Source organism: Actibacterium naphthalenivorans, from assembly GCF_014196965.1.
Lineage (GTDB): Bacteria > Pseudomonadota > Alphaproteobacteria > Rhodobacterales > Rhodobacteraceae > Actibacterium_A > Actibacterium_A naphthalenivorans.
The window spans coordinates 504,233-527,584 of the sequence record NZ_JACIEQ010000002.1; the positions used below are offsets into that span (position 1 = coordinate 504,233).

At 68.5% G+C, this 23,352-nt stretch carries 19 protein-coding genes; 14 read left to right on the forward strand and 5 right to left on the reverse strand.

What is annotated here, in order from left to right; genetic code table 11:
- The first annotated feature begins 18 nt into the window (after nt 1-18).
- The 10 genes from thiD to GGR17_RS10855 are packed head-to-tail and all read left to right on the forward strand — an operon-like array spanning nt 19 to nt 7,381.
- Nucleotides 19-819: a bifunctional hydroxymethylpyrimidine kinase/phosphomethylpyrimidine kinase gene (gene thiD, locus GGR17_RS10810; protein ID WP_054538990.1), complete on the forward strand. Its 801-nt coding sequence runs from the start codon at nt 19-21 to the stop codon at nt 817-819.
- The gene (locus GGR17_RS10815; protein WP_054538991.1) at nt 816-1,805 is read left to right on the forward strand and encodes an FAD-dependent oxidoreductase; all 990 of its coding nucleotides are present in this window, start codon (nt 816-818) and stop codon (nt 1,803-1,805) included. The genes thiD and GGR17_RS10815 overlap by 4 nt, the downstream gene beginning before the upstream one ends.
- Nucleotides 1,783-1,980, forward strand: a complete 198-nt coding sequence (thiS, locus tag GGR17_RS10820) for a sulfur carrier protein ThiS (protein ID WP_037211344.1) — start codon at nt 1,783-1,785, stop codon at nt 1,978-1,980. The genes GGR17_RS10815 and thiS overlap by 23 nt, the downstream gene beginning before the upstream one ends.
- 1 nt (nt 1,981) lies before the next feature.
- Nucleotides 1,982-2,752: a thiazole synthase gene (locus GGR17_RS10825; RefSeq protein ID WP_054538992.1), complete on the forward strand. Its 771-nt coding sequence runs from the start codon at nt 1,982-1,984 to the stop codon at nt 2,750-2,752.
- Nucleotides 2,752-3,345, forward strand: a complete 594-nt coding sequence (locus GGR17_RS10830) for a thiamine phosphate synthase (protein WP_054538993.1) — start codon at nt 2,752-2,754, stop codon at nt 3,343-3,345. The genes GGR17_RS10825 and GGR17_RS10830 overlap by 1 nt, the downstream gene beginning before the upstream one ends.
- Nucleotides 3,342-4,325, forward strand: a complete 984-nt coding sequence (locus GGR17_RS10835) for a HesA/MoeB/ThiF family protein (RefSeq protein ID WP_054538994.1) — start codon at nt 3,342-3,344, stop codon at nt 4,323-4,325. Before GGR17_RS10830 ends, GGR17_RS10835 begins: the two co-directional genes overlap by 4 nt.
- Nucleotides 4,322-5,254 carry an ABC transporter substrate-binding protein gene (locus GGR17_RS10840; RefSeq protein ID WP_054538995.1) on the forward strand — a complete coding sequence of 311 codons (933 nt, stop codon included), beginning with the start codon at nt 4,322-4,324 and terminating at the stop codon, nt 5,252-5,254. Before GGR17_RS10835 ends, GGR17_RS10840 begins: the two co-directional genes overlap by 4 nt.
- Nucleotides 5,251-5,925 carry a TenA family protein gene (locus tag GGR17_RS10845; protein WP_082386592.1) on the forward strand — a complete coding sequence of 225 codons (675 nt, stop codon included), beginning with the start codon at nt 5,251-5,253 and terminating at the stop codon, nt 5,923-5,925. The genes GGR17_RS10840 and GGR17_RS10845 overlap by 4 nt, the downstream gene beginning before the upstream one ends.
- Nucleotides 5,922-6,647, forward strand: coding sequence for an ABC transporter ATP-binding protein (locus tag GGR17_RS10850; protein WP_054538996.1), 726 nt, complete (start codon nt 5,922-5,924; stop codon nt 6,645-6,647). The genes GGR17_RS10845 and GGR17_RS10850 overlap by 4 nt, the downstream gene beginning before the upstream one ends.
- Nucleotides 6,644-7,381 (forward strand): ABC transporter permease, encoded by a 738-nt coding sequence (locus tag GGR17_RS10855; RefSeq protein WP_054538997.1) that lies wholly within the window; start codon nt 6,644-6,646, stop codon nt 7,379-7,381. The genes GGR17_RS10850 and GGR17_RS10855 overlap by 4 nt, the downstream gene beginning before the upstream one ends.
- A 34-nt stretch (nt 7,382-7,415) precedes the next feature.
- Here GGR17_RS10855 and GGR17_RS10860 read toward each other — a convergent pair whose 3' ends face one another.
- From GGR17_RS10860 to GGR17_RS10875, 4 genes are read right to left on the reverse strand one after another with little or no spacing between them, the layout of a single operon-like run.
- The gene (locus GGR17_RS10860) at nt 7,416-10,889 is read right to left on the reverse strand and encodes a CHAT domain-containing protein (protein WP_054538998.1); all 3,474 of its coding nucleotides are present in this window, start codon (nt 10,887-10,889) and stop codon (nt 7,416-7,418) included.
- Nucleotides 10,889-11,758 (reverse strand): rhodanese-like domain-containing protein, encoded by an 870-nt coding sequence (locus GGR17_RS10865; protein ID WP_054538999.1) that lies wholly within the window; start codon nt 11,756-11,758, stop codon nt 10,889-10,891. The genes GGR17_RS10860 and GGR17_RS10865 overlap by 1 nt, the downstream gene beginning before the upstream one ends.
- A gap of 15 nt (nt 11,759-11,773) precedes the next feature.
- A complete protein-coding gene (locus tag GGR17_RS10870) occupies nt 11,774-12,832 on the reverse strand; it encodes a S1 family serine peptidase (RefSeq protein WP_082386593.1) in 1,059 nt (352 codons plus the stop codon).
- Between the two features lie 31 nt (nt 12,833-12,863).
- Nucleotides 12,864-14,936 carry a caspase family protein gene (locus GGR17_RS10875; protein ID WP_162231820.1) on the reverse strand — a complete coding sequence of 691 codons (2,073 nt, stop codon included), beginning with the start codon at nt 14,934-14,936 and terminating at the stop codon, nt 12,864-12,866.
- Between the two features lie 240 nt (nt 14,937-15,176).
- Here GGR17_RS10875 and GGR17_RS10880 point away from each other — a divergent pair, with 240 nt between their 5' ends.
- On the forward strand, nt 15,177-16,937 hold the full coding sequence (locus GGR17_RS10880) for an alpha/beta hydrolase (protein ID WP_054539002.1): 1,761 nt from the start codon (nt 15,177-15,179) through the stop codon (nt 16,935-16,937).
- On the opposite strand, the gene GGR17_RS10885 is transcribed toward GGR17_RS10880, so the two are convergent.
- On the reverse strand, nt 16,915-17,859 hold the full coding sequence (locus GGR17_RS10885) for a hypothetical protein (RefSeq protein WP_037210230.1): 945 nt from the start codon (nt 17,857-17,859) through the stop codon (nt 16,915-16,917). The genes GGR17_RS10880 and GGR17_RS10885 overlap by 23 nt on opposite strands.
- Before the next feature lie 522 nt (nt 17,860-18,381).
- On the opposite strand from GGR17_RS10885, the gene GGR17_RS10890 reads away from it, so the two are divergent.
- From GGR17_RS10890 to GGR17_RS10900, 3 genes are read left to right on the forward strand one after another with little or no spacing between them, the layout of a single operon-like run.
- Nucleotides 18,382-19,452, forward strand: coding sequence for an HlyD family secretion protein (locus tag GGR17_RS10890; RefSeq protein WP_054539003.1), 1,071 nt, complete (start codon nt 18,382-18,384; stop codon nt 19,450-19,452).
- Entirely contained in the window at nt 19,449-22,220 is a 2,772-nt protein-coding gene (rbbA, locus tag GGR17_RS10895) for a ribosome-associated ATPase/putative transporter RbbA (RefSeq protein ID WP_054539004.1), read from the forward strand. Before GGR17_RS10890 ends, rbbA begins: the two co-directional genes overlap by 4 nt.
- 10 nt (nt 22,221-22,230) lie before the next feature.
- Nucleotides 22,231-23,343: an ABC transporter permease gene (locus GGR17_RS10900; RefSeq protein ID WP_054539005.1), complete on the forward strand. Its 1,113-nt coding sequence runs from the start codon at nt 22,231-22,233 to the stop codon at nt 23,341-23,343.
- Nucleotides 23,344-23,352 lie beyond the last annotated feature (9 nt).

Here is a 23,352-nt window from a genome sequence, read left to right on the forward strand (position 1 = left end):
CCTTGGGAGAAAGAAACGATGGCCATCCCGGCAGCACTGACGATCGCGGGCTCCGACAGCGGCGGCGGCGCCGGGATCCAGGCCGATCTGAAGACGTTCTCGGCGCTCGGCGTCTACGGCTGCAGCGCGATCACCGCGATCACCGCCCAGAACACCCGCGGCGTGACCCGGGCAGAGCCGGTTTGGCCCGGCATGGCCGCCGCCCAGATCGACGCTGTTCTGTCGGACATCGGCATTGCGGCGATCAAGATCGGCATGCTGGCCAACGCGGAAATCATCGCGGAAGTCGCCGGTGCGCTGCGCCCGTTCGACGGGCCGGTGGTGCTGGATCCGGTCATGGTGGCCAAGTCGGGCGCGCCCCTGCTGGCGGCGGATGCAGTCGCCAGCCTGATCCGCCACCTGCTCCCCCGGGCCGATCTCCTCACGCCCAACCTGCCCGAGGCGGCAAGGCTGCTCGGCACGGCCGAGGCCCGCACCGATGAAGAGATCGAGGCGCAGGGCAAGGCGCTGCTCCAGCTTGGCGCCGGCGCCGTGGTGATGAAGGGGGGCCATGCCGAGGGCCCGGTCTGCACCGACCGGATGATCACCACCAGCGGCATCACGCTGTTCGAGGCGCCGCGTCTTGCGACGCGCAACACCCATGGAACCGGCTGCACCCTGTCGGCGGCGATCGCGGCCGAACTGGCCAGGGGGGCCGCGCCGCAACAGGCGGTGAAACGGGCGCATGGCTGGCTGCACGCGGCCATCGCCGCCGCCGACGGGCTGGAGATCGGCCACGGGCATGGCCCGGTGCATCATTTTCACGAGGTCTGGGCATGACCGGCCCCGTCACAGTGACCGGCGCCGGGGTCGCGGGGCTGTGCGTGGCGACGGAACTGGCCGCCCGCGGGGTGAGCGTGACGCTGCGCGACCGCGCCGCCCGCCCCGGCCCGCATGGCTGTTCGTGGTGGGCCGGCGGCATGCTGGCCCCCTTCTGCGAGGGCGAAACCGCCGAGGAGCCGGTCGTCCGGCTGGGTCGGGAGGCGGCCGGTTGGTGGGCGCGGCAGGGCGTTCCCGTCATCCGCAACGGAACCCTCGTGCTGGCGCTGGGACGGGACCGGCACGAGATCACGCGCTTCGCCCGCCGCACGACCGGGCACCGGGCGCTGGATCGCGACGCGCTCGCCCGGCTCGAACCCGATCTGGCGGGCCGTTTCGACGGGGCCCTGCATTTTCCCGACGAGGCGCATATCACCCCCCGCGCGGCCCTTGCGACCCTGCATGACAGGCTGGTGGACCAGGGCGCGACCCTCGATGCCAGCCCGGCCGCCCCGTCCGGCATCACCGTGGATTGCCGGGGGCTTGAGGCCCGCGACACCCTGCCCGACCTGCGCGGGGTCAAGGGCGAGATGATCGTGCTGCACACGCCCGAGGTGACGCTGCACCGCCCCGTGCGCCTGCTGCACCCGCGCTTTCCGCTTTATATCGTGCCGCGCGGCGATGGTGTCTTCATGCTGGGCGCGACGCAGATCGAAAGCGGCGAACGCGGGCGGCCGACCGTGCGCTCGGTGCTGGAGCTGCTGACGGCGGCCTATGCCCTGCACCCGGCCTTTGCCGAGGCCGCCGTGCTGGAGATCGGCACCGACGCCCGCCCCGCCTTTCCCGACAATCTGCCGCGCATCCGGCGGCGCGGCGCGACCATCCATGTTAACGGTCTGTTCCGGCACGGGTTCCTGCTGGCCCCGGCGCTCGCGCGCATGACCGCCGATCTGATCTGCGACAACAAGAACCCGGAGGTGATGGATGAAGATCACGGTGAACGGTAATCCGGCCGACATACAGGCGGCCACCCTGCCCGAGGTTCTGCGCGAACTGGGCTATGGCGACGCGAAAGTCGCGACCGCCGTCAACGAAAGCTTCGTGCCCGCCGCCGCGCGCGCGGGCGTGACGCTGGCCAGCGGCGACCGGCTTGAAATCGTCGCGCCGCGGCAGGGGGGCTGACATGGTGGCCTTCTATGGCACAGAGCTGTCTTCGCGTCTGATGCTGGGCACGGCGCAATACCCCTCGCCGGCGGTGCTGGCCGAAGCGTTCCGGCGATCCGGCGCGGGTATCGCCACCCTGTCGCTGCGCCGCGAGGCGGGCGGCGACCAGGCCGGCGCGGATTTCTGGGCGCTGGTGCGGGATCTGGGTGTCAGGGTGCTGCCCAACACGGCCGGCTGCCACTCGGCCCGCGAGGCGGTGACGACGGCGCAGATGGCGCGCGAACTGTTCGGCACGCCCTGGATCAAGCTCGAGGTGATCGGCCATGCCGACACGCTCCAGCCCGATCCCTTCGCGCTGGTCGAGGCCGCGCGGATCCTGACAGATGACGGTTTCCAGGTCTTTCCCTACACGACCGAGGATGTCGTTCTGGCCGACCGTCTGCTGGCGGCGGGCTGCGAGGTGCTGATGCCCTGGGGCGCGCCGATCGGCACCGGGCTGGGGCTGACCAACATCTACGGGCTGCGGACCCTGCGCGCGCAGTTCCCCGACGTGCCGATGGTGGTGGATGCGGGGCTGGGCCTGCCCAGCCAGGCGGCGATGGCGATGGAGATGGGGTTTGACGCGGTGCTGCTGAACACCGCCGTCGCGCGGGCGGGCGATCCGGCGGCGATGGCCGAAGGTTTCGCCAAGGCCGTCGCCGCCGGGCGGCTGGCCCATGAGGCCGACCCGATGGAGCCGCGCGACATGGCCGCCCCCTCGACCCCGGTGATCGGCAGGGCGTTCCTGTGATGCCGAGCCGTTTCTATCCGATCTTCGACAGCCCCGGCTGGCTCGAACGCGCCCTGCCGCTGGGCGTGAAGCTCGTGCAGCTTCGGATCAAGGACCAGCCCGAGCAGGCGCTGCGCACGGCGATCACCGCATCGCAGGCGCTGTGCCACCGCCACGGTGCGGTACTCGTGGTCAACGACCACTGGCGCCTTGCCATCGATGCGGGCTGCGACTGGGTGCATCTGGGCCAGGAGGATCTGGCGACCGCCGACATCGCCGCGATCCGGCGGGCCGGGCTGAACCTGGGCGTCAGTACCCATGATCATGCCGAGCTGGAGCGCGCGCTGGCGCTGGCGCCCGATTACGTGGCGCTGGGGCCGGTCTATCCGACCATCCTGAAAAAGATGAAATGGCACCAGCAGGGCCTGGCCCGTGTGACCGAATGGAAAGCGCGGATCGGCGACATTCCCCTTGTCGCCATCGGCGGCATGAGCGTGGCGCGCGCACCGGGTGCCTTTGCCGCCGGGGCCGATATCGTGTCGGCGGTCACGGACATCACGCTGAACCCCGACCCGGAGGCGCGGGTGCGCGAATGGCTGGAGGCCACGCGATGACCCGCTATGCCCGCCAGATCGCCGTGCCGGAGTTCGGCCCCGCCGGGCAGGAGGCGCTGCGCCGGGCCCGTGTTCTGGTGGTCGGCGCCGGCGGGCTGGCGGCGCCGGTGCTGCAATATCTGGTCGGGGCGGGCATCGGGCATATCCGGCTGGTCGATCCCGATATCGTCGATGTCTCGAACCTCCACCGCCAGACGCTGTTTCGCGCGGAGGATCTGGGCCACCCCAAGGCGCGCTGCGCCGCCCGCCACCTTGCCGCGCTCAACCCCGACACTGTGGTTGACGCCCGCGTCACGGCGCTGAACCCCGCCAATGCCGCCGATCTTTGTGCCGGGGCGGAAATCGTGCTCGATTGCGCCGACAGCTTCGCGGCCAGCTATATCCTGTCGGATATCTGCCACGCGCGGGCCACCCCCCTGATCAGCGCCTCGGTCATCGGGCTGGAGGGCTATGTGGGCGGGTTTTGCGGCGGCGCGCCCAGCCTGCGGGCGGTGTTCCCCGATCTGCCCGAGCGCATGGCAAGCTGCGCCGAAACCGGCGTGTTGGGCCCGGTCGTGGGCACCATCGGCGCGCTTCAGGCGCAGATGGCCATCGCTCTGCTGACCGAGCTGCCGCCCGGCCCGCTGGGCCAGCTTGTCACCTTCGACGCGCACGGCCCGCGCTTTGGCGGGTTCCGCTTTGATGGCGCGCCCGAACCGGCCCGCGCCCGGCGCTTCGCCGCCCCGGACGCGCTGCACGCGGGCGATTTCATCGTCGATCTGCGCGGCCCCGGCGAAGGCCCCCCGCCCCATCCCGCCGCCCGCCGCCTGAGCGTGGCCGACATCGGCCCCGACGGCCCCCGCCCCGCCCCCGGCCAGCGCGCCGCCTTCTGCTGCCGCTCCGGGCTGCGCGCCTGGCAGGCGGCAGACCGCCTGGCACGCTGCTGGGACGGAGAGATCATCCTCGTCGCCCTTGGCGACCCAACCGAAGAGAGACCATGAAACACCTCCTTTTCGCCGCCCTGCTCGCGGCCAGCCCCGCCGCCGCGCAGGATCAGATGACGCTTGTGCTGGACTGGTTCGTGAACCCCGACCACGGGCCGATCATCGTGGCGCAGGAGAACGGCTATTTCGCCGATGCGGGTCTGCAGGTCGAGGTGATCGCCCCCGCCGATCCCGCCGACCCGCCCAAGATGGTCGCCGCCGGCCGCGCCGATCTGGCGATTTCCTATCAGCCGCAGCTGCACCTGCAGGTGGCCGAGGGCCTGCCGCTGATCCGTGTGGGCACGCTGGTGGCAACGCCTCTGAACTGCCTGCTGGTGCTGGAGGATGGCCCGGTGAAAGCGATCGCCGACCTGAAAGGCGCCAGGGTGGGCTTTTCGGTCGCCGGTGTCGAAGAGGCGCTGCTGTCGGCGATGCTGGCCCGCAACGGGCTGTCGATGAACGAAATCACGCTGGTGAACGTCAACTGGTCGCTCTCGCCCGCGCTGATGTCGGGCCAGGTCGACGCGGTGATTGGCGCCTTCCGCAATTTCGAGCTGAACCAGATGGAAATCGAGGGCGTTCCGGGCCGTTGCTTCTATCCCGAGGAAGAGGGCCTGCCCGCCTATGACGAGCTGATCTATGTCGCCAACCCCGAAACCATGGATGCCGACATGATCGGGCGCTTTCTGGCGGCGACCGAAAAGGCCACGCAGTATATCGTGAACCATCCCCGGGAAAGCTGGGAGATCTTCGCCGGCACCTCGCCCGAGCTGCAGGACGCGCTGAACGAAAAGGCCTGGGCCGATACGCTGCCGCGCTTTGCCTTGCGCCCCGCCGCGCTGGACGCGGGCCGCTATGCGCGGTTCGAGGTCTTCCTGCATCAGGCCGGGCTGATCGCGGCCGCGCGGCCGGTCTCGGGGCTGGCCGTCGATCTGGGCGCGCCATGAGCGATTACGGGCACATCTTCCCGCTCTGGCGCGCGGCGGCGGGCGGGGCGTGGCAGCGCTATACCGGCCATGCCTTTGTCGCGGGGCTGTGCGACGGCTCGCTGCCACGCGCTGCCTTCCTGCATTACCTGACGCAGGACTACCTGTTCCTGATCCATTTCTCGCGCGCCTGGGCGCTGGCCGTGACAAAGGCCGAAACGCCGGACGAAATGCGCATCTGCGCCGCCACCGTCCATGCGCTGATCGACGAGGAGATGCGCCTGCACGTGAAAACCTGCGCCGAGGCCGGGATTTCCGAGGCCGCGCTGCAGGCGGCCGAGGAACGGGTCGAGAACCTGGCCTATACCCGCTACGTGCTGGACGCCGGCCATTCGGGCGATTTTCTGGATCTGCTGGCCGCGCTCGCGCCCTGTGTTCTGGGCTATGGCGAGATCGGCGCGCGGCTGATGCGCGCGGCGGGCGAAACACCCTATGCGGACTGGATCGCCACCTATGGCGGCGCGGAGTATCAGCAGGTCTGCCACGGCGTCGGCGCGCTGATCGACGGCGCCGTGGCGCGGCGGATCGGTGATGCGCCGCAGGCAAGCGCCCGCTGGGCCACGCTGTGCCACCGGTTCACCCTGGCCACGCGGCTCGAGGCCGGGTTCTGGGACATGGGCCTGGCGCCATGACCCCCCCGCCCGGCCTGTTCCTTGACGGCACGGCCGCGATCGGCGGCAGCCCGGTCTTCGGGCCGGTCCGGTTCGAGGTGCCGCCGGGGCAATGGACCTGCCTGTTGGGCGCCTCGGGCGTGGGAAAAAGCACCGTGCTGCGCCTGTTCGCGGGGCTGGACGACGGCATCACCTTTGGCGGCAGCTTCGGCGCCTCGGATCACGCGCCGCTGCACGGGCGGGTCGCGCTGATGGCGCAGGAGGATCTGCTGCTGCCCTGGCGCGACGTGCTGGGCAATGTCACGCTGGGCGCGCACCTGCGGGGCGCGGCGCCCGACATGGCCGCCGCCCGGCACATCCTGGCCCGCGTGGGCCTGGCCGATCACGCGCAGAAGAAACCGAACGCCCTGTCCGGCGGTCAGCGGCAGCGCGCGGCGCTGGCACGCACCCTGCTGGAAGATCGCCCGGTGGTGCTGCTGGACGAGCCTTTCTCGGCGCTCGACGCGCGCACCCGGGCGCAGGTGCAAGAGCTTTCGGCCACGCTGCTTCAGGGCCGCACCGTTCTGCATGTCACCCATGATCCGGCCGAGGCCGCGCGGCTGGGCCACCACATCCTGCACATGCACAGCGGCGGCACAGAGCCCCTGCCCGCCCCTGCAACGCCCACGCCGCGCCCGTTCGACGCCCCGGCCACGCTGGAATTGCAGGCGGCGCTGCACCGCCGGCTGATGGCGGCGGCATGAGCCGCGCCCTGCGCCCGCTCGGCCTCGTGGCGCTGTTCGCGCTGCTCTGGCAGGGGGTGGTCAGCCTGACCGGCATTCCCGGTTTTCTGCTGCCCGCCCCCGCGCGCGTCGCCGAAACCCTGTGGACCAGCCGCGCGCTTTTGGCCGAACATGCGGCCATCACCGCCGCCGAGGTGCTGATCGGGCTGGGCCTTGGCGCGTTTCTGGGCTGGTGGGCGGCGATCCTTCTGGCCGCCTCGCCCTTTGCGCGCGGCATCCTGCGGCCGATGCTTGTCTTCAGCCAGGCGATCCCGGTCTTCGCGCTGGCGCCGATCCTGACGCTGTGGCTGGGCTACGGGCTGTGGTCAAAGGTGGCGATGGCGCTGCTGATCATCTTCTTTCCGGTGAATTCGGCCTTTTTCGACGCGCTGATGCGCACGCCCCCGGCCTGGCTGGGCATGGCCCGTGTCATGGGGGGCGGTTTCTGGCGCGTGATGTGGCAGATCCGCGTGCCCGCGGCGCTGCCGGGCTTTGCCTCGGGCCTGCGGCTGGCGGCGGTCTATGCCCCGATCGGCGCGATCATCGGCGAATGGGTCGGGGCGTCCAAAGGGCTGGGTTATCTGATGTTGCTGGCCAACGGCCGGGCCAAGGCCGATCTGATGTTCGCGGCCCTTCTGGTGCTGGCGGTGCTCACGCTGCTGCTGCATGCCGCGATCGACGCGGCTTGCGACCGTGCCCTTCGCGGCCGCACATAGCCGCGCGCCACCCCGCCATGGGGTTGCGGCCCGCCTATCCCGCGCCGACCACCGCGAACGCCGCCCAATAGGACGGGTGCGCCCGGATCCCGTCGCCCCGCGCGCGCGCCAGCAGCCGCAGCACCGCCCCGCGCAGCGCCTCGGCCGTGTTGATGCCCGGCTGCCGGCTCCGCTCTTCGAACAGCCCGGTCGAGATCTCCACCGCCGCCTGCGAATAAACCGGCCAGTGGGTGACAAGCAGCGACCGCGCCCCGGCGTGAAAGAACGCCCGCGCCAGACCCGACAGGCCGTCTTCGTCGCCCGCCTCGCCGGCGGCGGTGTTGCAGGCCGACAGGACCACCAGATCCGAGTTCAGCCGCAGCACGGCGATTTCCGCCGCGCTCAGCAAACCGTCGTCCCGGGCGCTTGCCGCGTCGGGCGGGGTCAGCACCAGCCCCGGCGCGCGCGCCCCGCTTTCGCCCGCCGTCAGCCCGTGGGTCGCGAACACGATCACGTCATAGGCCGCCAGCCCGCCCGCTGCGTCCATATCCTTGATCGCGCTTTCGGTGGCCGCCGCGCCCAGCAGGACCGTCGCCGGAGCGGCGCCGAAGTTGCGCCGGATCGCCAGCAGCTCGCAGGTTGCATCGGGCAGGCGCGGCAATGCGCGCAGGGCGGCGGTATCGGCCAGCAGCAGCCCGTCGCGCCCCGCCTTGCCCGACATCACGCTGCCCGTCGGCGGGGCCGCGCGCAGCATCGCCAGTTCCATCGCGCCGCAATCCGCATCGGCCGCGCTGCCGATCGCCGGATCGCCCACCGCCAGAAGATGGCCCGCCGCTGCACCTGCGGGCCGCACTGCCTGACGCAGCACCCGGAAACTGGGCACCGAAGGCAGCACCGAAATCGCGTGGCGCCGCACCATCCAATCGGCATCGGCCAGCGTGCCGGGTGTTCGGGCGGTGGTGACAAGCGCCTCGAACGGCAGGCGCAGCAGGTCGGGCGGCGGCACAAGGATCAGGTGATCGCGCCCGTCCAGCGCCGCCTCGACCCCGCCGAACAGATCGAGGTAAAGCGCATGCGCCCCGGCCAGATCGAACCCCTCCGCGCCGCCCTCGCTGTCATCCGATGACAGCCCGACCATCGCCCCGCGCGTGCCGGCCGCCCGGCCACCCGCGCAGCCCGGCTCGCCGACCGCCACCTGACAGCGGAAATCGCCTATTCGCGCGCGCAGCACCCGCCGGCTGGTTTCGCGCACCGGCGCGATCGAGACGCCATCGGCGGTGATCGCCACAACCATGTTCGAAGACGCCTCGAGCCCGACCACCTGATCGGCGCGCAGCCCCGGCAGCAGGAAGGTGACAAGCGCCTCGCGCGGGCCCAGCAGCCGCTGAACCTCGGCGATGGAAACCGGGGTGACGCCGCCAAATCCGGTGCCCTCCAGCCCCAGCGCCGCAAGCGCGGCATCGACCCGCTGCAACCCGGCCTCCAGCTCATCGTTCCGGCGTGTCAGCGCCGCGATGGCCTGCTGGCCTTCGCCCGCGGCATAGCCCGCCAGCAGGCGCGACCTGTTGCTCTTGTGATCCTCGAGCAGGTCCTGACGCTGCCGCAGCAGCGCCGCCTGTTCCGGATCGCCGAGTTTCAGCCGCGCCTCCATCATCGCCAGCGCATCCGCCGAACGGGTGATCTGGGTCCATTGCAGCGCCGTGAACGCCTCGTCCAGAATGGCCGGATCGTCGTCGCCCTCTGCCAGCAGCGCCCAGGCGAGCATCTCGAAATCACCCGACGCCTCGGGCAGCGCGGCGCGATAGGCGGGCGATTTACGCCGTTCGGTGATCCGGCGCAGCCCCTCGATCGCCTGCGCGCGATTGCCGGCGGTCAGATGAAACAGCACCAGTTTCAGTTCGGTCTCGATCGCGTTCGGCATCGTCTCGGGCAGGGCCTCGCGGTTGATCTCCACCGCCTCCTGGACCAGCCGGACCGCCATTTCGCGCCGGCCCAGCACGAACAGCAGATCCGCGGTGTTGGTCAGGGTGAGGGCCAGATCGGGATGGCCCGCCGGCAGCGCGGCGCGCGCGATCTCCAGCGCCGACAGCGCGGCCGCCTCGGCCGCCGCGTTCCGCCCCAGTTCGGAATAGGCCAGCGCCTCGACACCGTCGATGCGCGCCGCCAGATAGCGGGTGTTCCACTTCTGCTCCTGGGTTTCGGCATCACGGCGGAACAGCGCGCGCGCCTCGGCGGCCATGGCCAGCGCCTGTTCCGGGCGGCCCAGCGATATCGCCAGGCCGGCGCGGTTGGTGCCTTCGATCACAAGGTCGACCGGCGTCAGCGGCGCGGCCCCGAGCGCAAGCGCCCGCGCATAGGCCGCATCGGCCTGGGCATAGAGATCTTCGGCGCGCCCATAATCGCCGGCAAGCCAGGACAGCGAGGCCAGATCGGACAGCACCAGAAACAGGCTCTGGCGCCCCGCGTCGCTTTGCGCCAACACCGCCAGCGCCTTTTGCAGATCGGCAGTCGCCTCCTCCGTCAGTCCCAGGTTCTCGCGCGCGGCGGCCCGTTCGCGCAGGGCGTGGCCCAGCCGGGGGTCGGCGCCGCCATCCAGCAGTTCGGCGAAGGCCACCGCCAGTTCGGTGTAGTCGAGCTGGACATCGCGCCGCTCGGTATAGCCCGAAAGCTGCGCCGCCTGCAAAAACAGCGAGGCGGTTTCATCGACATAGGCGCGATCCTCGTCGCTCAGCGGCGCCTCGGCGGCCCAGTCGCGAATGGCCTGCGCGGCGCGGCCATATTCGCCAGCCTGGTGATAGTGGAAATAGATGCTTTGCAGATAGCTGCGGATCGCCTCTGTCTCATCGGGCAGAAAGGCCCGCAGGATGCTGATCTTTCCCCGGATCAGGGCAACCGCATCCAGATGGCGCTCTTCGGCCTCGGCGGCGTCCTGAGCGGCGGAATAGGCCTGAAACACTGCCCCGAACATACCGCTCAGCAACGCGGGTTCGACCGCCAGCATCTGTTCCAGATAGCGCGCCGCATCGTCATAGCCCCCTTCGGTGAAGTGAAAGCTGGACAGCGCGCCAAGCGCCGCACCCTCCAGCGGACCGCCCTGGGCGGCGGTCAGAAACCGGAGCAGCCGCTGCCCGCCGGCCTCGGGGCTGCCCGCCGCCGCCTCCAGCCCCGCCAGATTGGCGGTGACCGTCAGCGCCGCCGGCGAAACATCCTGCCCCCGCGCGGCCAGATGCTCCAGCGCCTCTTGGTAGAGCACGCCCGATCCCTGCCCGGCCTGACCGGAAAGCTGCAGGCCATAGGCCAGATTGTTCAGCGCATAGGCGAAAAGCTGCGGGTCGGGCGCGGGATGGCGGCGGGCAAGCTCCAGCGTCTCGCGCGCCAGGGCGATGGCGTCTTCCGTGCGCCCCTCGGACAGGGCGGCGACCGTGGCATCCAGCCCGCCCTGCAGCGCGGCCAGCGGCTCCGCCCCGCACCGAAGCGGCAGGGCAAAGCACCAAAGCGCGGCGGCCAGAACAGCCGCGCGCGCCCGCATCAATAGCCGGCCGGCATCAGCGGCAGACCGGCCATCTGCCAGGCCTGAATCCCGCCGCGATACCAATAGACGTTGGAATAGCCCGCCGCGACGGCGCGCAGCGCCCCGTTATAGCTCAGCCAGCACATCGGATCGCTGCAATAGATCACGATCGGCGTGTCCGTCTGCCCGTCGGTGATCTGCCCCAGCCATTGCCATGTCTGCTGCTGCATGCGGTCGTTCAGGCTGCCCGGTGTCGCCATCGCCGGCGCGACAAAGGCGTTCGGCAGGCTGTAGTCGCCGCCCAGCACATCGATCAGCACCATCTGCATGCCGTTGTTCAAGGCCGTGGCCAGCCCTGCGGTCGACACGACATTGGCGCCCGGCAGGCTGGTGGGCGTCGGGGCGTGGAACTGCCCCTGCCGCAGCTGCTGTTGTGGCGGCACCCCGAAATCGCGGCTTTCGAAGGCAAGGATCTGCGGATCAACCTGAAGCCCGGGCTGTTCCTGCTGCGCCGGCGGTTGCTGTTGCTGGACCGGGGGCTGGGGTTGCGGCGGCGGCTGCGTGCCCCCGGCCACCGGCGGCGTAGGGCCGGGCGGCGCTGCGCCGGGGGTGAAACTGCTGCCGCCGAAATCCGATCCGCCGACGGGCGGCGCCGCGGGTTGCGGCTGCGGCGCGGGCGCGGCGCCGCCGTCGAAGCTGCCCCCGAAACTGCCACCGAAATCGCCGCCCCCCGGCGCCGGAGGCTGCGGCACCGGGGCCGGCGTGCCTCCCGCCCCGAAAGAGCCATCGCCGAACGAGCCGGCACCGAACCCCGATTGCGCCGCGGCGGGCATCGCCATTGCCGCGACCGCTACGGCCAGAAGGCCGGCCTTTGATATGCTGAACATGCTGATGCCCTCCCCTCAGCCGCGCAGATGCGCCGCGATCCAGTCGAAATAGTTCGAAACGCGGGTATAGACCGAATAGAGGTCTTTGTGGCCGCAGCGCTGGGTGGCGCCCAAGGGCTCACGCCCCCAGCTGACGATCCCGACCTGCACCCAGCTGCCATCGCCCTGGCGCACCATCAGCGGCCCGCCGCTGTCGCCGCTGCAGGAGGTCTTGGAGCCGGAGGCGACCCCGGCGCAGATCATGTTGTCGGTCAGCGCGTCGCCCATGTTCGAGGTCAGGATCTGAAACGCCTGTTCCAGGTTTTCCTGCGGGATCCGGTTGGTGGCCCCCATGCCGAGCAGGAAGCTGCCGAAATCGCGCTTGGTCTGTTCGGCCATCCCCTTGTTGCAGGTCGTGTTCGGGACGATGTCGATATCGGTTTCCATCAATGTGGCGGGGAATTTCTCTTCCTCCATCATGCCCCAGCCGACCACCACCGCCGCCCCCTGCGGCACGGCCGCGCCCTGCGGCAACACCGGGATCGCGCCGACCGGCCCCGAGGCGTCCTGAATCGGCGCGGCCAGTTGCAGCAACGCGATGTCATTGTCGATCAGCGTCGGGTTGTAGCGCTCGTGCACGATGACCTGCGCCAGCGGGCGCAGATCGCCGCGATCCAGCGCGACGGAACTGGTGCGCACCAGAATGGACCCCGGCTCTGACACGCGCCCGTCTTCGCCGACGACGCAATGGGCAGCGGTCAGCACCCATTGACGGGCGATCAGCGTGCCGCCACAGAATTGCGATTGGAACAGGCTTTCCGCGCTCTGATCGGGCATGTTGGCCGAATGCAGCGAAACCTGCGCGGGCCAGGCCCCCTCCTGCGCCGGGCGCCCGCCGAAGATCCGCGAGGCCGCGGCGCCGTCGATCGGTGTCACGCGTTGCTTGGCGGCCAGGACATGAGCCCGCACCGCAACCTGCCCCGACCCGGCGGGAACGGCAATATGGCTCAGCCCGCCGCTTTCCTGCGCCCGCGCGGCGGGCGCCAGGGCCGCCGCCAGCGCCGCCGCCAATATCACACCTGAATGTCTGTTCATGAAAATCGCTCCCACCAAAAATGTTCGTTCCCTAGTGACCGGCCCGCGCGAAAGCCTGTTCGCGCGGCAGCACCGTCCAGCCCGTTTCCTCGACCCAGATATCGGATATTCCGACCGCGCCGAAACTGCCGCGCGTGTCGGGGCGCCGCGCGATCCGGCCCAGAAAAGACATCGTCTGCCGCTGCGCCGTGCCACGGGTGCCCCCGGCGGCGGCACCGCAGTTTTCAACCAACCCTTCAAGGTTCAGCGCCTCGGCATTTTCCGCATTCTCCGTGACCACCAGAAACACGCGTTCCTCCCCGGCCGAATAGCCGCCGGGGCAATCGGAACAGATCGTCATCTCGGGGCCCAGCGGGTGCGGCGCGGTGCTGCCCTCGATCCGCGCGTATTCGGCGTGGATGCAGAATTGCGCGTCGATATGGATGCGGTTCACGTCACGCGCGCCGGCGGTGGTGCCCTGCGCCCCGAAATACACCTGATCGCATTGTTTCAGGCTGGCCCGTTGCTCCAGCCTTTCGGCCGGCTTGCCCATGACGTTGGCCAGTGCCGCGCGGCATTCGCGTACCGGCGAAACCCCGGCGCCGACCGGCGCCAGATCGTCGATCCGGGTGGGCCGGTAATCCGCCGTCAGCGCCACCGGGTTGGGGTTCAGGATCGAGCCGCCCCCGACCAGCGCGCCCAGCATCCGCGCCAGCGTTTCGGCCCGGCCGATCCGTTCCAGCAGCGGCGCGAGCGGCTCGGCCTCCGGCACCCAGGACAGGCCCATCGGCTGGGCCCCCAGGCTGGCGCGATACCCGAACCACAGCGCGTGGCCGTCCCACACCGTCTCGATCTCGTAGCTGTCGGGATCGAGCGCCAGTTCGAACCCCGCAACCGCCGAGCCGCCTTGCGCGATGCCCGCGGCAAGGCCCGCAGCCGCCGGATGGGCGGACCCCAGCCTTTCGCCGGTGAGCAGATCCACCGGCGGCGCGATCGCGATGCGCAGATCCACGGGCCGGGCCGCAAGCTGGGCAAAGCGGGCCTGCGGCGGCAGCGCCCCCGCCCGCGCACAAAAGGCACCGGCGGCGGGCTGGCAATCGGCCGCGACCGGCCGCAGAAAGGCCAGCGTGGCCTCGGCATCCTCGACCTGGGCAAAGCCTAGCCGGGCCTCCTCGGGGTCCGCGGGATTGGCATAGAGCGCCACCAGACTGCCATTGCCCAACCCGTGCAGCAGCCCCGCCGAAAGCTGATCGCCGCGCACCGAAAACCGCCGCCGCCCCTCTGCCCTCTCGCCGCTGAACAGGGCGGCGTCGATCAGATCCCCCTCCCACGAGGGGGTCTGCAGCCGGGCACCGCCGGGAACACTGGCATCGTTCATGTCGCGCAGCACCGCCTGAAACAGCTGCCGGAAACTGGGCGCGGCCTCTTGCTGCAGCCGGGCGGCCAGCTTGGCGGTGAACAGCCCGTACCATTGCGGCTCGGTCGCGCCCTCGGGCGCGAGATCGACCTCGCGCGCAAGCTCGTTCGAGCGCGCGGCGTAGAAGGCCAGATAGCGGCCGGGCAGATCCGGCGCGGCATGGTCCACCGCCCCGGCCTCGGCAACCGCGCTGCGGGTGGCGGTGATCCCGAGCGTTTGCGGATCGACGAACCGCGCGGCCGCGCGCGGCGAGGCGGCGCGCAGGCCAGAGCCTGAATGGCAACTGTCCAGCACCAGCCAGACATCGGCCCCGGTGGCGCGGATCGCATCGACGGCGGCGCCGATCTCGTCATCGACGATCGCGTTGGGGATCACCCCGGCGCCGGGGTCGGCACGGGCGGTATCGGCGGGCAGAAACACCTCGTCGAGCCCGTCGCTCTCATCGCCCTGGGGGTCGGCCTGCTGGGTGCCATGGCCGCTGAGATGCACATAGACGAAATCATCCGCGCGCGCGGTTTGCGCCGCGTCCCGCAGCGCCGCCAGGATCGCCGCGCGCGTTGGGCGTACGCCCCCCGCGACACCATCGGCCAAGACAACAATATCGGTGACGCCCCGGTCGCGCAGGACCGCCTGCAGCAGCCGGATGTCATTGGCCGGCCCGCGCAGATCGGCCAGCCCGATGGTTTCGTCATAGTCGGAGACACCCACCAGAACCGCTTTTATATCGGCCCGAAGGGGGGCGGCCCCGGCAAAAGTGCAAAACAATATAACGGCAAAAAAGCCCCGCAGCACATCAAAACCCTCCGCGACGTTCAAATAATCACGCCTTCAGGTGCCTTCGACAGTAGAAAGAATACCCCGCGCAAGACAATCTATTTTTGCGGACTTGCGTTGTTTCATTTGCGGGCTAGGCTGATCCGGACAGTATTTTTTAATCCGGTTACACCCATGAAATTTCTATCTGGCTTTGCTATTTTCATTTTCTTCGCCGCCGGCCCGGGGGTGTGGCGCACGCTGGCGGCACAAGACGCCCCCGCCCTGACAGAGATCGCCTTTCTGGCCGAAGAAGATCCCGAGGCCGCCCTGCCCGCCATCGACGCGGCGCTGGCACAGCTTCGGGCGCAGCCCGCCCCCGATCCGCAGACGCTGTTCGATCTCGTGCACCTGAAGGCCAGCCTTCTGGCCGGGCTCGGCCGGGCCGGACCGGCGGCCGGGCTCTATGCGGAACTGGCCGATTTCGCGAACCGCAGCCCGGGGCTGGGCGAAGATCCGGTGCAGCTTCTGGCCCGCGCCGCCGCCCTGTTCGAAGAGGCCGGCAACCTGCGTGCGGCCAGGGCGCAGTTGCAGCGGCGCGCGGGCGAACAGGCCGATCGCAACGAGCCGCCCGAAGCCCTGGCCCGAAGCTATGCCGAGCTTGCCCGGCTGTCGGACGCGCTGGGAGACGCGGACAGCGCCGGACGGTTCCGCCGGCAAGCGCTTGCCGCCCCCGACGCGGGCGCGCCCGGCGCCACCCGAGGGGCGCGGGAAGGGTTTGTCGAGGTGGAGCTTTACTATGCGACCGACCGTGCTCGCACCGGCGACCCCGACCCCGTGGGATATTACGGCGCCGGCCGCGGCGAGCTGGAGCTTGGCGTCGCCACGGTGACGATCCCGAACACCCATGTGGCGGGGGCGATGGAATCGCCGTCGATCTGGCGTCTGGAATTCGCGGCCTCGCCCAGCAAGCATGTCGTCCTGCGCAGCGTGACCCCGGTGCCCGCCGATGATTTCTATGCCCGCATGCAGGGCGAATTCGCCGATGGCGCCAAATCCGAGGCCTTCGTGTTTATTCACGGCTATAACACCGAGTTCCATCAGGCCGCCAAACGGGCCGCGCAGCTTGCCTTTGACATGAACTATGCCGGGGTGCCGATCCTCTATTCCTGGCCGTCGCGCGGATCGACCATCGGCTATGTCGCCGATACCGCCGTGGTGCGGCTGAGCGGGCGGCGCCTGGCCGGATTTCTGGAGGATCTGCGGACACGCTCGGGCGCGACGACGATCAATATCGTGGCCCATTCGATGGGCAACCGGGCGCTGACCGACGCGCTGGAGATCATGGCGCTGCAGCGGGGCATGACCCGCGACGACCCGCCCCTGTTCGGCCAGGTGCTGTTCGCGGCCCCGGATGTGGATGCCGGCCTCTTCGCCCGCATGGTCCGGACCTTCCGCCCCATCGCCCGCCGCCTGACGCTCTACGCCTCGGAAAACGACTGGGCGCTGGTGTCGTCGCGCAAGCTGCATGCCGGGGCGCCGCGCGCCGGCCAGGGCGGCGCCGACACGCTGGCCGATGACAATATCGACAGTATCGACATGTCCGAACTGGGCGACGACATGCTGGCCCATACCTATTTCGCCGACGACAGTTCGGCGCTGGCCGATATGGTGGCGCTGTTCTGGCAGAACGCCCCGCCCGATCGCCGCTGCGGGCTGGTGCGACAATCGCCCGGCGCCGACGCCCCGCCGATCTGGCGCTATCAGCGCGGGCGCTGCGCGACGCAAAGCCTGATCGACGTCATCGGCCATATGCGTCAGGCCCGCGTCGCCACGTACGAGGATGCCCGCGCCGTGCTGGCGCGCACGACCGACGACATCGCGCTGCGCCACGAGCTGGAGCCGTTTCTGGAAAAGCTGATGGCGCCTCAGGCTATTGCCGGATCATATCAATGAACTGCTGATGCTGCGCGTCGCGGCGGGCCTCGTCCATCTGGCGCTGGCGTTCGCGTTCGGCGGCGGTTTGGGCATTGGCGGCCTGACGTTCTGACGATTGCTTTTGCACAAAGGCGTTCACCTTCGCGTTCCAGTCGGGGTTCACCTTCATCGAGCCGATGATCGCCTCGAGCATGGCATCATCGGCCGCGCGGCGTTCGGGCGCCACCCAGGCCGTGCGGATGCTATCGACAACCGTCTGCTGCGAAAACGTGCCGAACCCCGGCTCCGGCGGTTCAAGCTGAAACATGTACCACGAAAACAGCACCACCTCTTCGACCGGCTGCCCGTTCAGCCCGTAGCCGAGCCGGACGGTCGCCGCGTCGTAAAAGGTTTTCATCCCCGGCTGATCGGCCTGAAACACGCTGGCATAGGATTGCAGCATCGGCTGATTGCGCGCGCTTTGCAGAATTCGCGCGTCGGCGGGCCGGTGCGCCAGGATCAGCTCGTCGAACAGTTGCCGGGTGCCGGTCACCTGCGCCACATGGCAGTTCGAGCCGCGGAACCGGGTCTGCATCTTGTTGCGCTCCGCCGCCATCTGCGCGCGCATCATCTGCGCCATGTCGGGCGCGAGCCCGGCCACCTGCATGTCGAGCCAGATCACCTGATGCCCCGGCATGATCCGGAACCCGGTTCGCCCGTCGGGCGCGATCGCCTGAAACACCAGCTCGAAATTGTCATTGCCGCTGCAGGGCTTGGCCCAGAGCACCTGCCCGCTTGTCGCCCAGCCCTGCGGCACCTCGACCGTATAGGCCACCATCGGCGCCGCGAAGCCCTGATTGTCCATGATGTCATAGCGGGTGGTCTGGGCCGGCGCGGGCCCGGGTGCGACCAGCGTGAAGATCAGGGCGAGCGCGCCCGCGAAACCTGCGAACCGAAACATTGAGACCTCATGATGTGAAAGAACAGGGCAGCCCGCCGCGCGGGCCTGAAAACACCGCGCCGGTTCCCGTCAGGCCCAAGGCACATCCGCCCGCAACGGGCGGGGTGCGAGGAAGCGCGGGGGCGGTCTGGCCGGGCTATGCGGGTCATCGTCGGAAATGAATGGCTGATCAGCGTAAAATCCGGGCAGATATCCGGCCCGTGAATGAATGCTAACCGCAAGACGCCGCCTGCGGCAAATATTCGCGCCCCGCCGGGCGGCCACACGGTTTCGCGTATCCCCGGGCCGGGCCATTCTGCCCGGATCGCGGCATCGTGAACCCGCCCGCGCACCGATGGGGGCTGTATTTTCCGCCGGTTGTCCCATAGGATCGCCACGTAGTCTTCTGCCGATCGCTCCGACCCGCTCAAGATCGAATATTGTTGATACAAATCAAAACGAAGAGAGATCACATGATGCATGGTGGCGCCTGTTGGGGCGCTCGGGTATCGTCCACGCATCGGAACGTCACAGGAGTGCCAGATGACAGATATAAAGAGACAGCAGCTGTGGTGGCTGGCCGCGGCGGCTGTGCTTGTGATCGGCGGCTATTTCGCCTGGTCTAAGCTGGGACAGAGCGCTCTGCCCGCCGGCATCGCGGCTGGCAACGGCCGAATCGAGGCGACGGAAATCGACATCTCCGCGCTGGCCGCGGGGCGGATCAGCGAGATCATGGTCAAGGAAGGCGATTTCGTCGAGGCCGGTGACGTGCTGGTCCAGATGGATGTCGTGCAGCTCAACGCCCAGAAGCGCCAGGCCGAAGCCCAGCTGCGCCGGGCGCAGATCGGCGTGGAAACGGCCAACAGCCTCGTGGTTCAGGCGACGGCGGAGCGCAAGGCGGCCAAGGCGGTGGTGGCGCAGCATCAGGCGCAATATGATGCCGCCGCGTCGCGGCTGGCCCGATCCGAACAACTGGTCAAGACCAACGCCATATCGCAGCAGACCCTGGATGACGACCGCGCCGCCGCGCGCCAGGCCGAAGCGGGGCTGGCGGCCTCGGAGGCATCGCTTGCCGCGGCCGATGCCGGAATTGGCGCCGCCAAGGCGCAGGTGGTGGACGCGCGAGCCGCGATCGAGGCCGCCCAAGCCTCTATCGACGCCATCACCGCCTCGATCAATGACAGCACTCTGACCTCGCCGCGTTCGGGCCGGGTACAGTATCGCGTGGCGCAGGAAGGCGAGATCGTGTCCGCCGGCGGCCGGATCCTGAACCTCGTCGATCTCAGCGATGTCTACATGACGTTCTTCCTGCCGACCTCGCAGGCGGGGCGGGTGCAGATCGGCACCGAGGTGCGGCTGGTGCTGGATGCCGCCGCGGCCTCGGTAATCCCGGCCACGGTCAGCTATGTCGCCGACGTGGCGCAGTTCACCCCCAAGACGGTGGAAACGGCGGAAGAGCGTGAGAAACTGATGTTCCGCATCCGCGCCCGGATCGATCCGGACCTTCTGAAAAAGTATATCCGCTATGTCAAAACCGGCCTGCCCGGCGTGGCCTATCTGCGCCTCGACCCGGATGCCCCCTGGCCGGAATTCCTTGGAAGCGTCGCTGAATGACCGAAGCTGTTGAGATGGCGGATACGGTTGAGCCGGGCCCCGTCGCCCATGTATCCGCGCTCGGTCTGCGCTACGGCACGACCGAGGCCCTGAACAACGTCACGCTGGATATCCCGGCCGGGCGCATGGTGGGGCTGATCGGGCCGGACGGCGTCGGCAAATCCAGCCTGCTGGCGATTCTCGCGGGGGCGCGGATCATTCAGAACGGCGAGGTGATGGTGCTGGGCGGCGACATGCGCAGCCGCCGCCATCGCACCACGATCTGCCCCCGGATCGCGTATATGCCGCAGGGGCTGGGCAAGAACCTCTATCCCACGCTCTCGGTGTTCGAGAATGTCGATTTCTTCGGGCGGCTCTTCGGCCACGGCAAGGCCGAGCGGGAACGCAGGATCACCGAATTGCTGGAAAGCACCGGGATGGGCCCGTTCGCGGATCGCCCTGCGGGCAAGCTCTCGGGCGGGATGAAGCAGAAGCTGGGCCTGTGCTGCGCGCTGATCCACGACCCCGACTTCCTGATCCTCGACGAACCGACGACGGGCGTCGATCCCCTGTCCCGCCGCCAGTTCTGGGATCTGATCGACGATATCCGCAAGGGCCGCCCGCAAATGAGCGTGATCGTCGCCACCGCCTATATGGAAGAGGCGGCGCGGTTCGACTGGCTGGTGGCGATGAACGCGGGCGAGGTTCTGGCCACCGGCACCCCTGCCAGGCTTCTGGAGAAAACCGGGACCCAAACGCTGGATGACGCGTTCATCGCATTGCTGCCGGAGGAAGACCGCGCCGGCCACAGGCGCGTGGTCATACCGCCGCGCGAGGCCGGCGCGAACGAGGAAAGCGCGATCGAGGCCGAACACCTGACCATGCGCTTTGGCGATTTCACCGCCGTCGACGATGTCAGCTTCCGTATCCCCAAGGGCGAAATCTTCGGCTTTCTCGGTTCCAACGGCTGCGGCAAGACCACGACCATGAAAATGCTGACCGGCCTGCTGGAACCCAGCGAAGGCGTGGCCAACCTGTTCGGTCACGAGGTCGATCCGAGAAATCTGGATGTGCGCCGCCGCGTCGGTTTCATGAGCCAGGGCTTTTCGCTCTATACCCAGCTGACGGTGCGGCAAAACCTCGATCTGCACGCGCGGTTGTTCGGGATGGAGGCGGAAAAGATCCCGACGCGGATTCAGGAAATGGAGGATTATTTCCACCTCGACGAGGTGATGGACATATTGCCCGATGCCCTGCCGCTGGGCATGCGGCAGCGGCTGTCGCTGGCGGTGGCGATGATCCATTCGCCGGAAATCCTGATCCTCGACGAACCGACCTCGGGCGTCGATCCGGTGGCGCGCGACGGTTTCTGGCAGATCCTGTCGGACCTGTCGCGCAATGACGGGGTGACGATCTTCGTCTCCACCCATTTCATGAACGAGGCCGAGCTTTGTGACCGGATATCGCTGATGCATGCCGGCAAGGTGATGGTTTCGGACACCGCCCAGGCAATCACCGAAAGCAAGGGGGCCGCCAACCTCGAAGAAGCCTTCATTGCCTATCTCGCCGACGCGATCGAGGAAAATGGCGCCGCCGCGCAGGATGCGCCCGAGATGACGGCGCCCGACGCGACGCCGCACAAGCCGGCGCGGCAGAACCGCTTTTTCGGGCTGGGCCGGATGATGAGCTACACGCGACTCGAGGCGCTACAGCTTCGTCGCGACCCGATCCGCGCCACGCTGGCGCTTTTGGGCAGCGTGATCCTGATGTTCGTGATCGGCTATGGCATCAGCATGGATGTCGAGGATCTGTCCTTTGCCGTACTCGATCGCGACCAGACCACGACCAGCCGCGATTACATACTCGATATCTCCGGCTCGCGGTATTTCACCGAGCAGGAGCCCCTGACCAGCTATGAAAACCTCGACGAACGGATGCGCGCGGGCAACCTGAGCCTTGCCCTGGAAATTCCGCCCGGCTTCGCGCGTTCGGTGGCGCGGGGGCGTCCGGTCGAGGTTGGCGCCTGGATCGACGGCGCGAACCCCAACCGGGCCGAGACGGTGCGCGGCTATGTGCAGGGGATGCACGCGGCCTGGCTCACCGCCAAGGCGCGCGAGATCTATGGCGATGCCGCCACGACCGGCGATTTCGAACTGATGACCCGGTATCGCTACAATCCCGATGTCAAAAGCATCATGGCCATCGTTCCCGCGGTGGTGCCGCTGCTGCTGCTGATCATCCCGGCGATGCTGACGGCGCTCAGCGTCGTGCGGGAAAAAGAACTGGGCTCGATCGTCAATCTCTATGTGACGCCCGTCACCCGGCTAGAGTTCCTGCTCGGCAAACAACTTCCCTATGTGGTGCTGGCGATGCTCAATTTCGTCACCCTGGTCGCGTTTGCGGTGTTCATCTTTCAGGTACCGGTTACCGGCAGCCTGCTCACCCTCAGCCTGGCGGCGCTGATCTACGTGATGGCGACGACGGCCATGGGCCTGCTGATCTCGACCATGATCTCCAGCCAGATCGCGGCGATCCTCGCCACCGCCCTGATCACGCTCATCCCGGGGGCGCAATATTCCGGGCTGATCGACCCGGTATCCTCGCTTCAGGGCATCGGGCGCCTGATCGGCGAGATCTACCCGACGACCTACTTCATTCTGATATCGCGCGGAACCTTCTCCAAGGCGCTCGACTTCCAGAACCTCTCGGGGCAGTTCGTGCCCCTTCTGATCGCGGTTCCCGTCATCCTGGGCCTGGGCACGGCTCTTCTGAAGAAACAGGCGAAGTGAGGCGGGGGCGATGAATCTGCAAAACATCCTGCAACTGGGCATCAAGGAATTGCGGAGCCTGCTGCGCGATCCGGTCATGGTCGCGCTGATCGTCTATGCCTTCTCGCTGTCGATCTACACCGCGTCCAGCGCAATGCCCGAAACGCTCAGCAAGGCCACCATCGCGATCGTGGACGAAGACCGCTCGCCGCTGTCGTCACGGATCGTTTCGGCGTTCACACCCCCGTATTTCATGCCGCCCGACATGATCAACACCACCCAGATGGATATACTGATGGACGAGGGGCAGAATACATTCGCGCTCGATATCCCGCCGAATTTCCAGCGCGACCTGCTGGCGGGCGAGGTACCGGCGATCCAGCTCAACATCGACGCGACCCGGATGAGCCAGGCCTTCACCGGCAACGGCTATATCCAGCAGATCGTGACCAGCGAGGTGTCGGAATTCGCCAACAGCTACCGGGCCGCTCCGGACCTGCCCGTCGATCTGACCCTGCGCGCGCGCTACAATCCGGAAATGGACGGGGGCTGGTTCGGCGCGATCGATAATGTGATCACCTCGATCACCATGCTGTCGATCATTCTGACGGGTGCCGCGCTGATCCGCGAGAAGGAACACGGAACGGTCGAACATCTGCTGGTCATGCCGGTCACCACGATCGAGATCATGGTGTCCAAGATCTGGGCCATGGGGCTGGTGGTGCTGGTGGCCTCTGTGTTCGCAATCGTTGTGGTGGTGCAGGGCGTGCTGGACGTGCCCATCCAGGGCTCGGTGCTGCTGTTCCTGCTGGGCACCGTGCTGATGCTTATCGCCACCAACTCCCTGGGGATCTTTCTTGCCACGCTGGGGGGGACGATGCCGCAGTTCGGGCTTTTGCTGATGCTGGTGCTGCTGCCGCTGCAGGTGCTTTCCGGCGGGCTGACCCCGCGCGAGAGCATGCCGGACGTCATCCAGAACCTCATGCTCCTCGCGCCCAACACGCATTTCGTGATCCTGTCGCAGGCGATCCTGCTCCGCGGCGCCGGGCTGTCGGTCGTCTGGCCGCAGTTGCTGGCGCTTGCCGCCATCGGGGCGGTGCTGTTCTTTCTGTCTCTGGCGCGGTTCCGGCGTTTCCTGCGATAGCCCCGGCGC

What these genes read in the sequence shown, in the direction of transcription:
- thiD (WP_054538990.1), top strand. Translation starts at nt 19, where the DNA reads ATGGCCATCCCGGCAGCACTGACGATCGCGGGCTCCGACAGCGGCGGC.
- GGR17_RS10815 (WP_054538991.1), top strand. Translation starts at nt 816, where the DNA reads ATGACCGGCCCCGTCACAGTGACCGGCGCCGGGGTCGCGGGGCTGTGC.
- thiS (WP_037211344.1), top strand. Translation starts at nt 1,783, where the DNA reads ATGAAGATCACGGTGAACGGTAATCCGGCCGACATACAGGCGGCCACC.
- GGR17_RS10825 (WP_054538992.1), top strand. Translation starts at nt 1,982, where the DNA reads ATGGTGGCCTTCTATGGCACAGAGCTGTCTTCGCGTCTGATGCTGGGC.
- GGR17_RS10830 (WP_054538993.1), top strand. Translation starts at nt 2,752, where the DNA reads ATGCCGAGCCGTTTCTATCCGATCTTCGACAGCCCCGGCTGGCTCGAA.
- GGR17_RS10835 (WP_054538994.1), top strand. Translation starts at nt 3,342, where the DNA reads ATGACCCGCTATGCCCGCCAGATCGCCGTGCCGGAGTTCGGCCCCGCC.
- GGR17_RS10840 (WP_054538995.1), top strand. Translation starts at nt 4,322, where the DNA reads ATGAAACACCTCCTTTTCGCCGCCCTGCTCGCGGCCAGCCCCGCCGCC.
- GGR17_RS10845 (WP_082386592.1), top strand. Translation starts at nt 5,251, where the DNA reads ATGAGCGATTACGGGCACATCTTCCCGCTCTGGCGCGCGGCGGCGGGC.
- GGR17_RS10850 (WP_054538996.1), top strand. Translation starts at nt 5,922, where the DNA reads ATGACCCCCCCGCCCGGCCTGTTCCTTGACGGCACGGCCGCGATCGGC.
- GGR17_RS10855 (WP_054538997.1), top strand. Translation starts at nt 6,644, where the DNA reads ATGAGCCGCGCCCTGCGCCCGCTCGGCCTCGTGGCGCTGTTCGCGCTG.
- GGR17_RS10860 (WP_054538998.1), bottom strand. Translation starts at nt 10,889, where the DNA reads ATGCGGGCGCGCGCGGCTGTTCTGGCCGCCGCGCTTTGGTGCTTTGCC.
- GGR17_RS10865 (WP_054538999.1), bottom strand. Translation starts at nt 11,758, where the DNA reads ATGTTCAGCATATCAAAGGCCGGCCTTCTGGCCGTAGCGGTCGCGGCA.
- GGR17_RS10870 (WP_082386593.1), bottom strand. Translation starts at nt 12,832, where the DNA reads ATGAACAGACATTCAGGTGTGATATTGGCGGCGGCGCTGGCGGCGGCC.
- GGR17_RS10880 (WP_054539002.1), top strand. Translation starts at nt 15,177, where the DNA reads ATGAAATTTCTATCTGGCTTTGCTATTTTCATTTTCTTCGCCGCCGGC.
- GGR17_RS10885 (WP_037210230.1), bottom strand. Translation starts at nt 17,859, where the DNA reads ATGTTTCGGTTCGCAGGTTTCGCGGGCGCGCTCGCCCTGATCTTCACG.
- GGR17_RS10890 (WP_054539003.1), top strand. Translation starts at nt 18,382, where the DNA reads ATGACAGATATAAAGAGACAGCAGCTGTGGTGGCTGGCCGCGGCGGCT.
- rbbA (WP_054539004.1), top strand. Translation starts at nt 19,449, where the DNA reads ATGACCGAAGCTGTTGAGATGGCGGATACGGTTGAGCCGGGCCCCGTC.
- GGR17_RS10900 (WP_054539005.1), top strand. Translation starts at nt 22,231, where the DNA reads ATGAATCTGCAAAACATCCTGCAACTGGGCATCAAGGAATTGCGGAGC.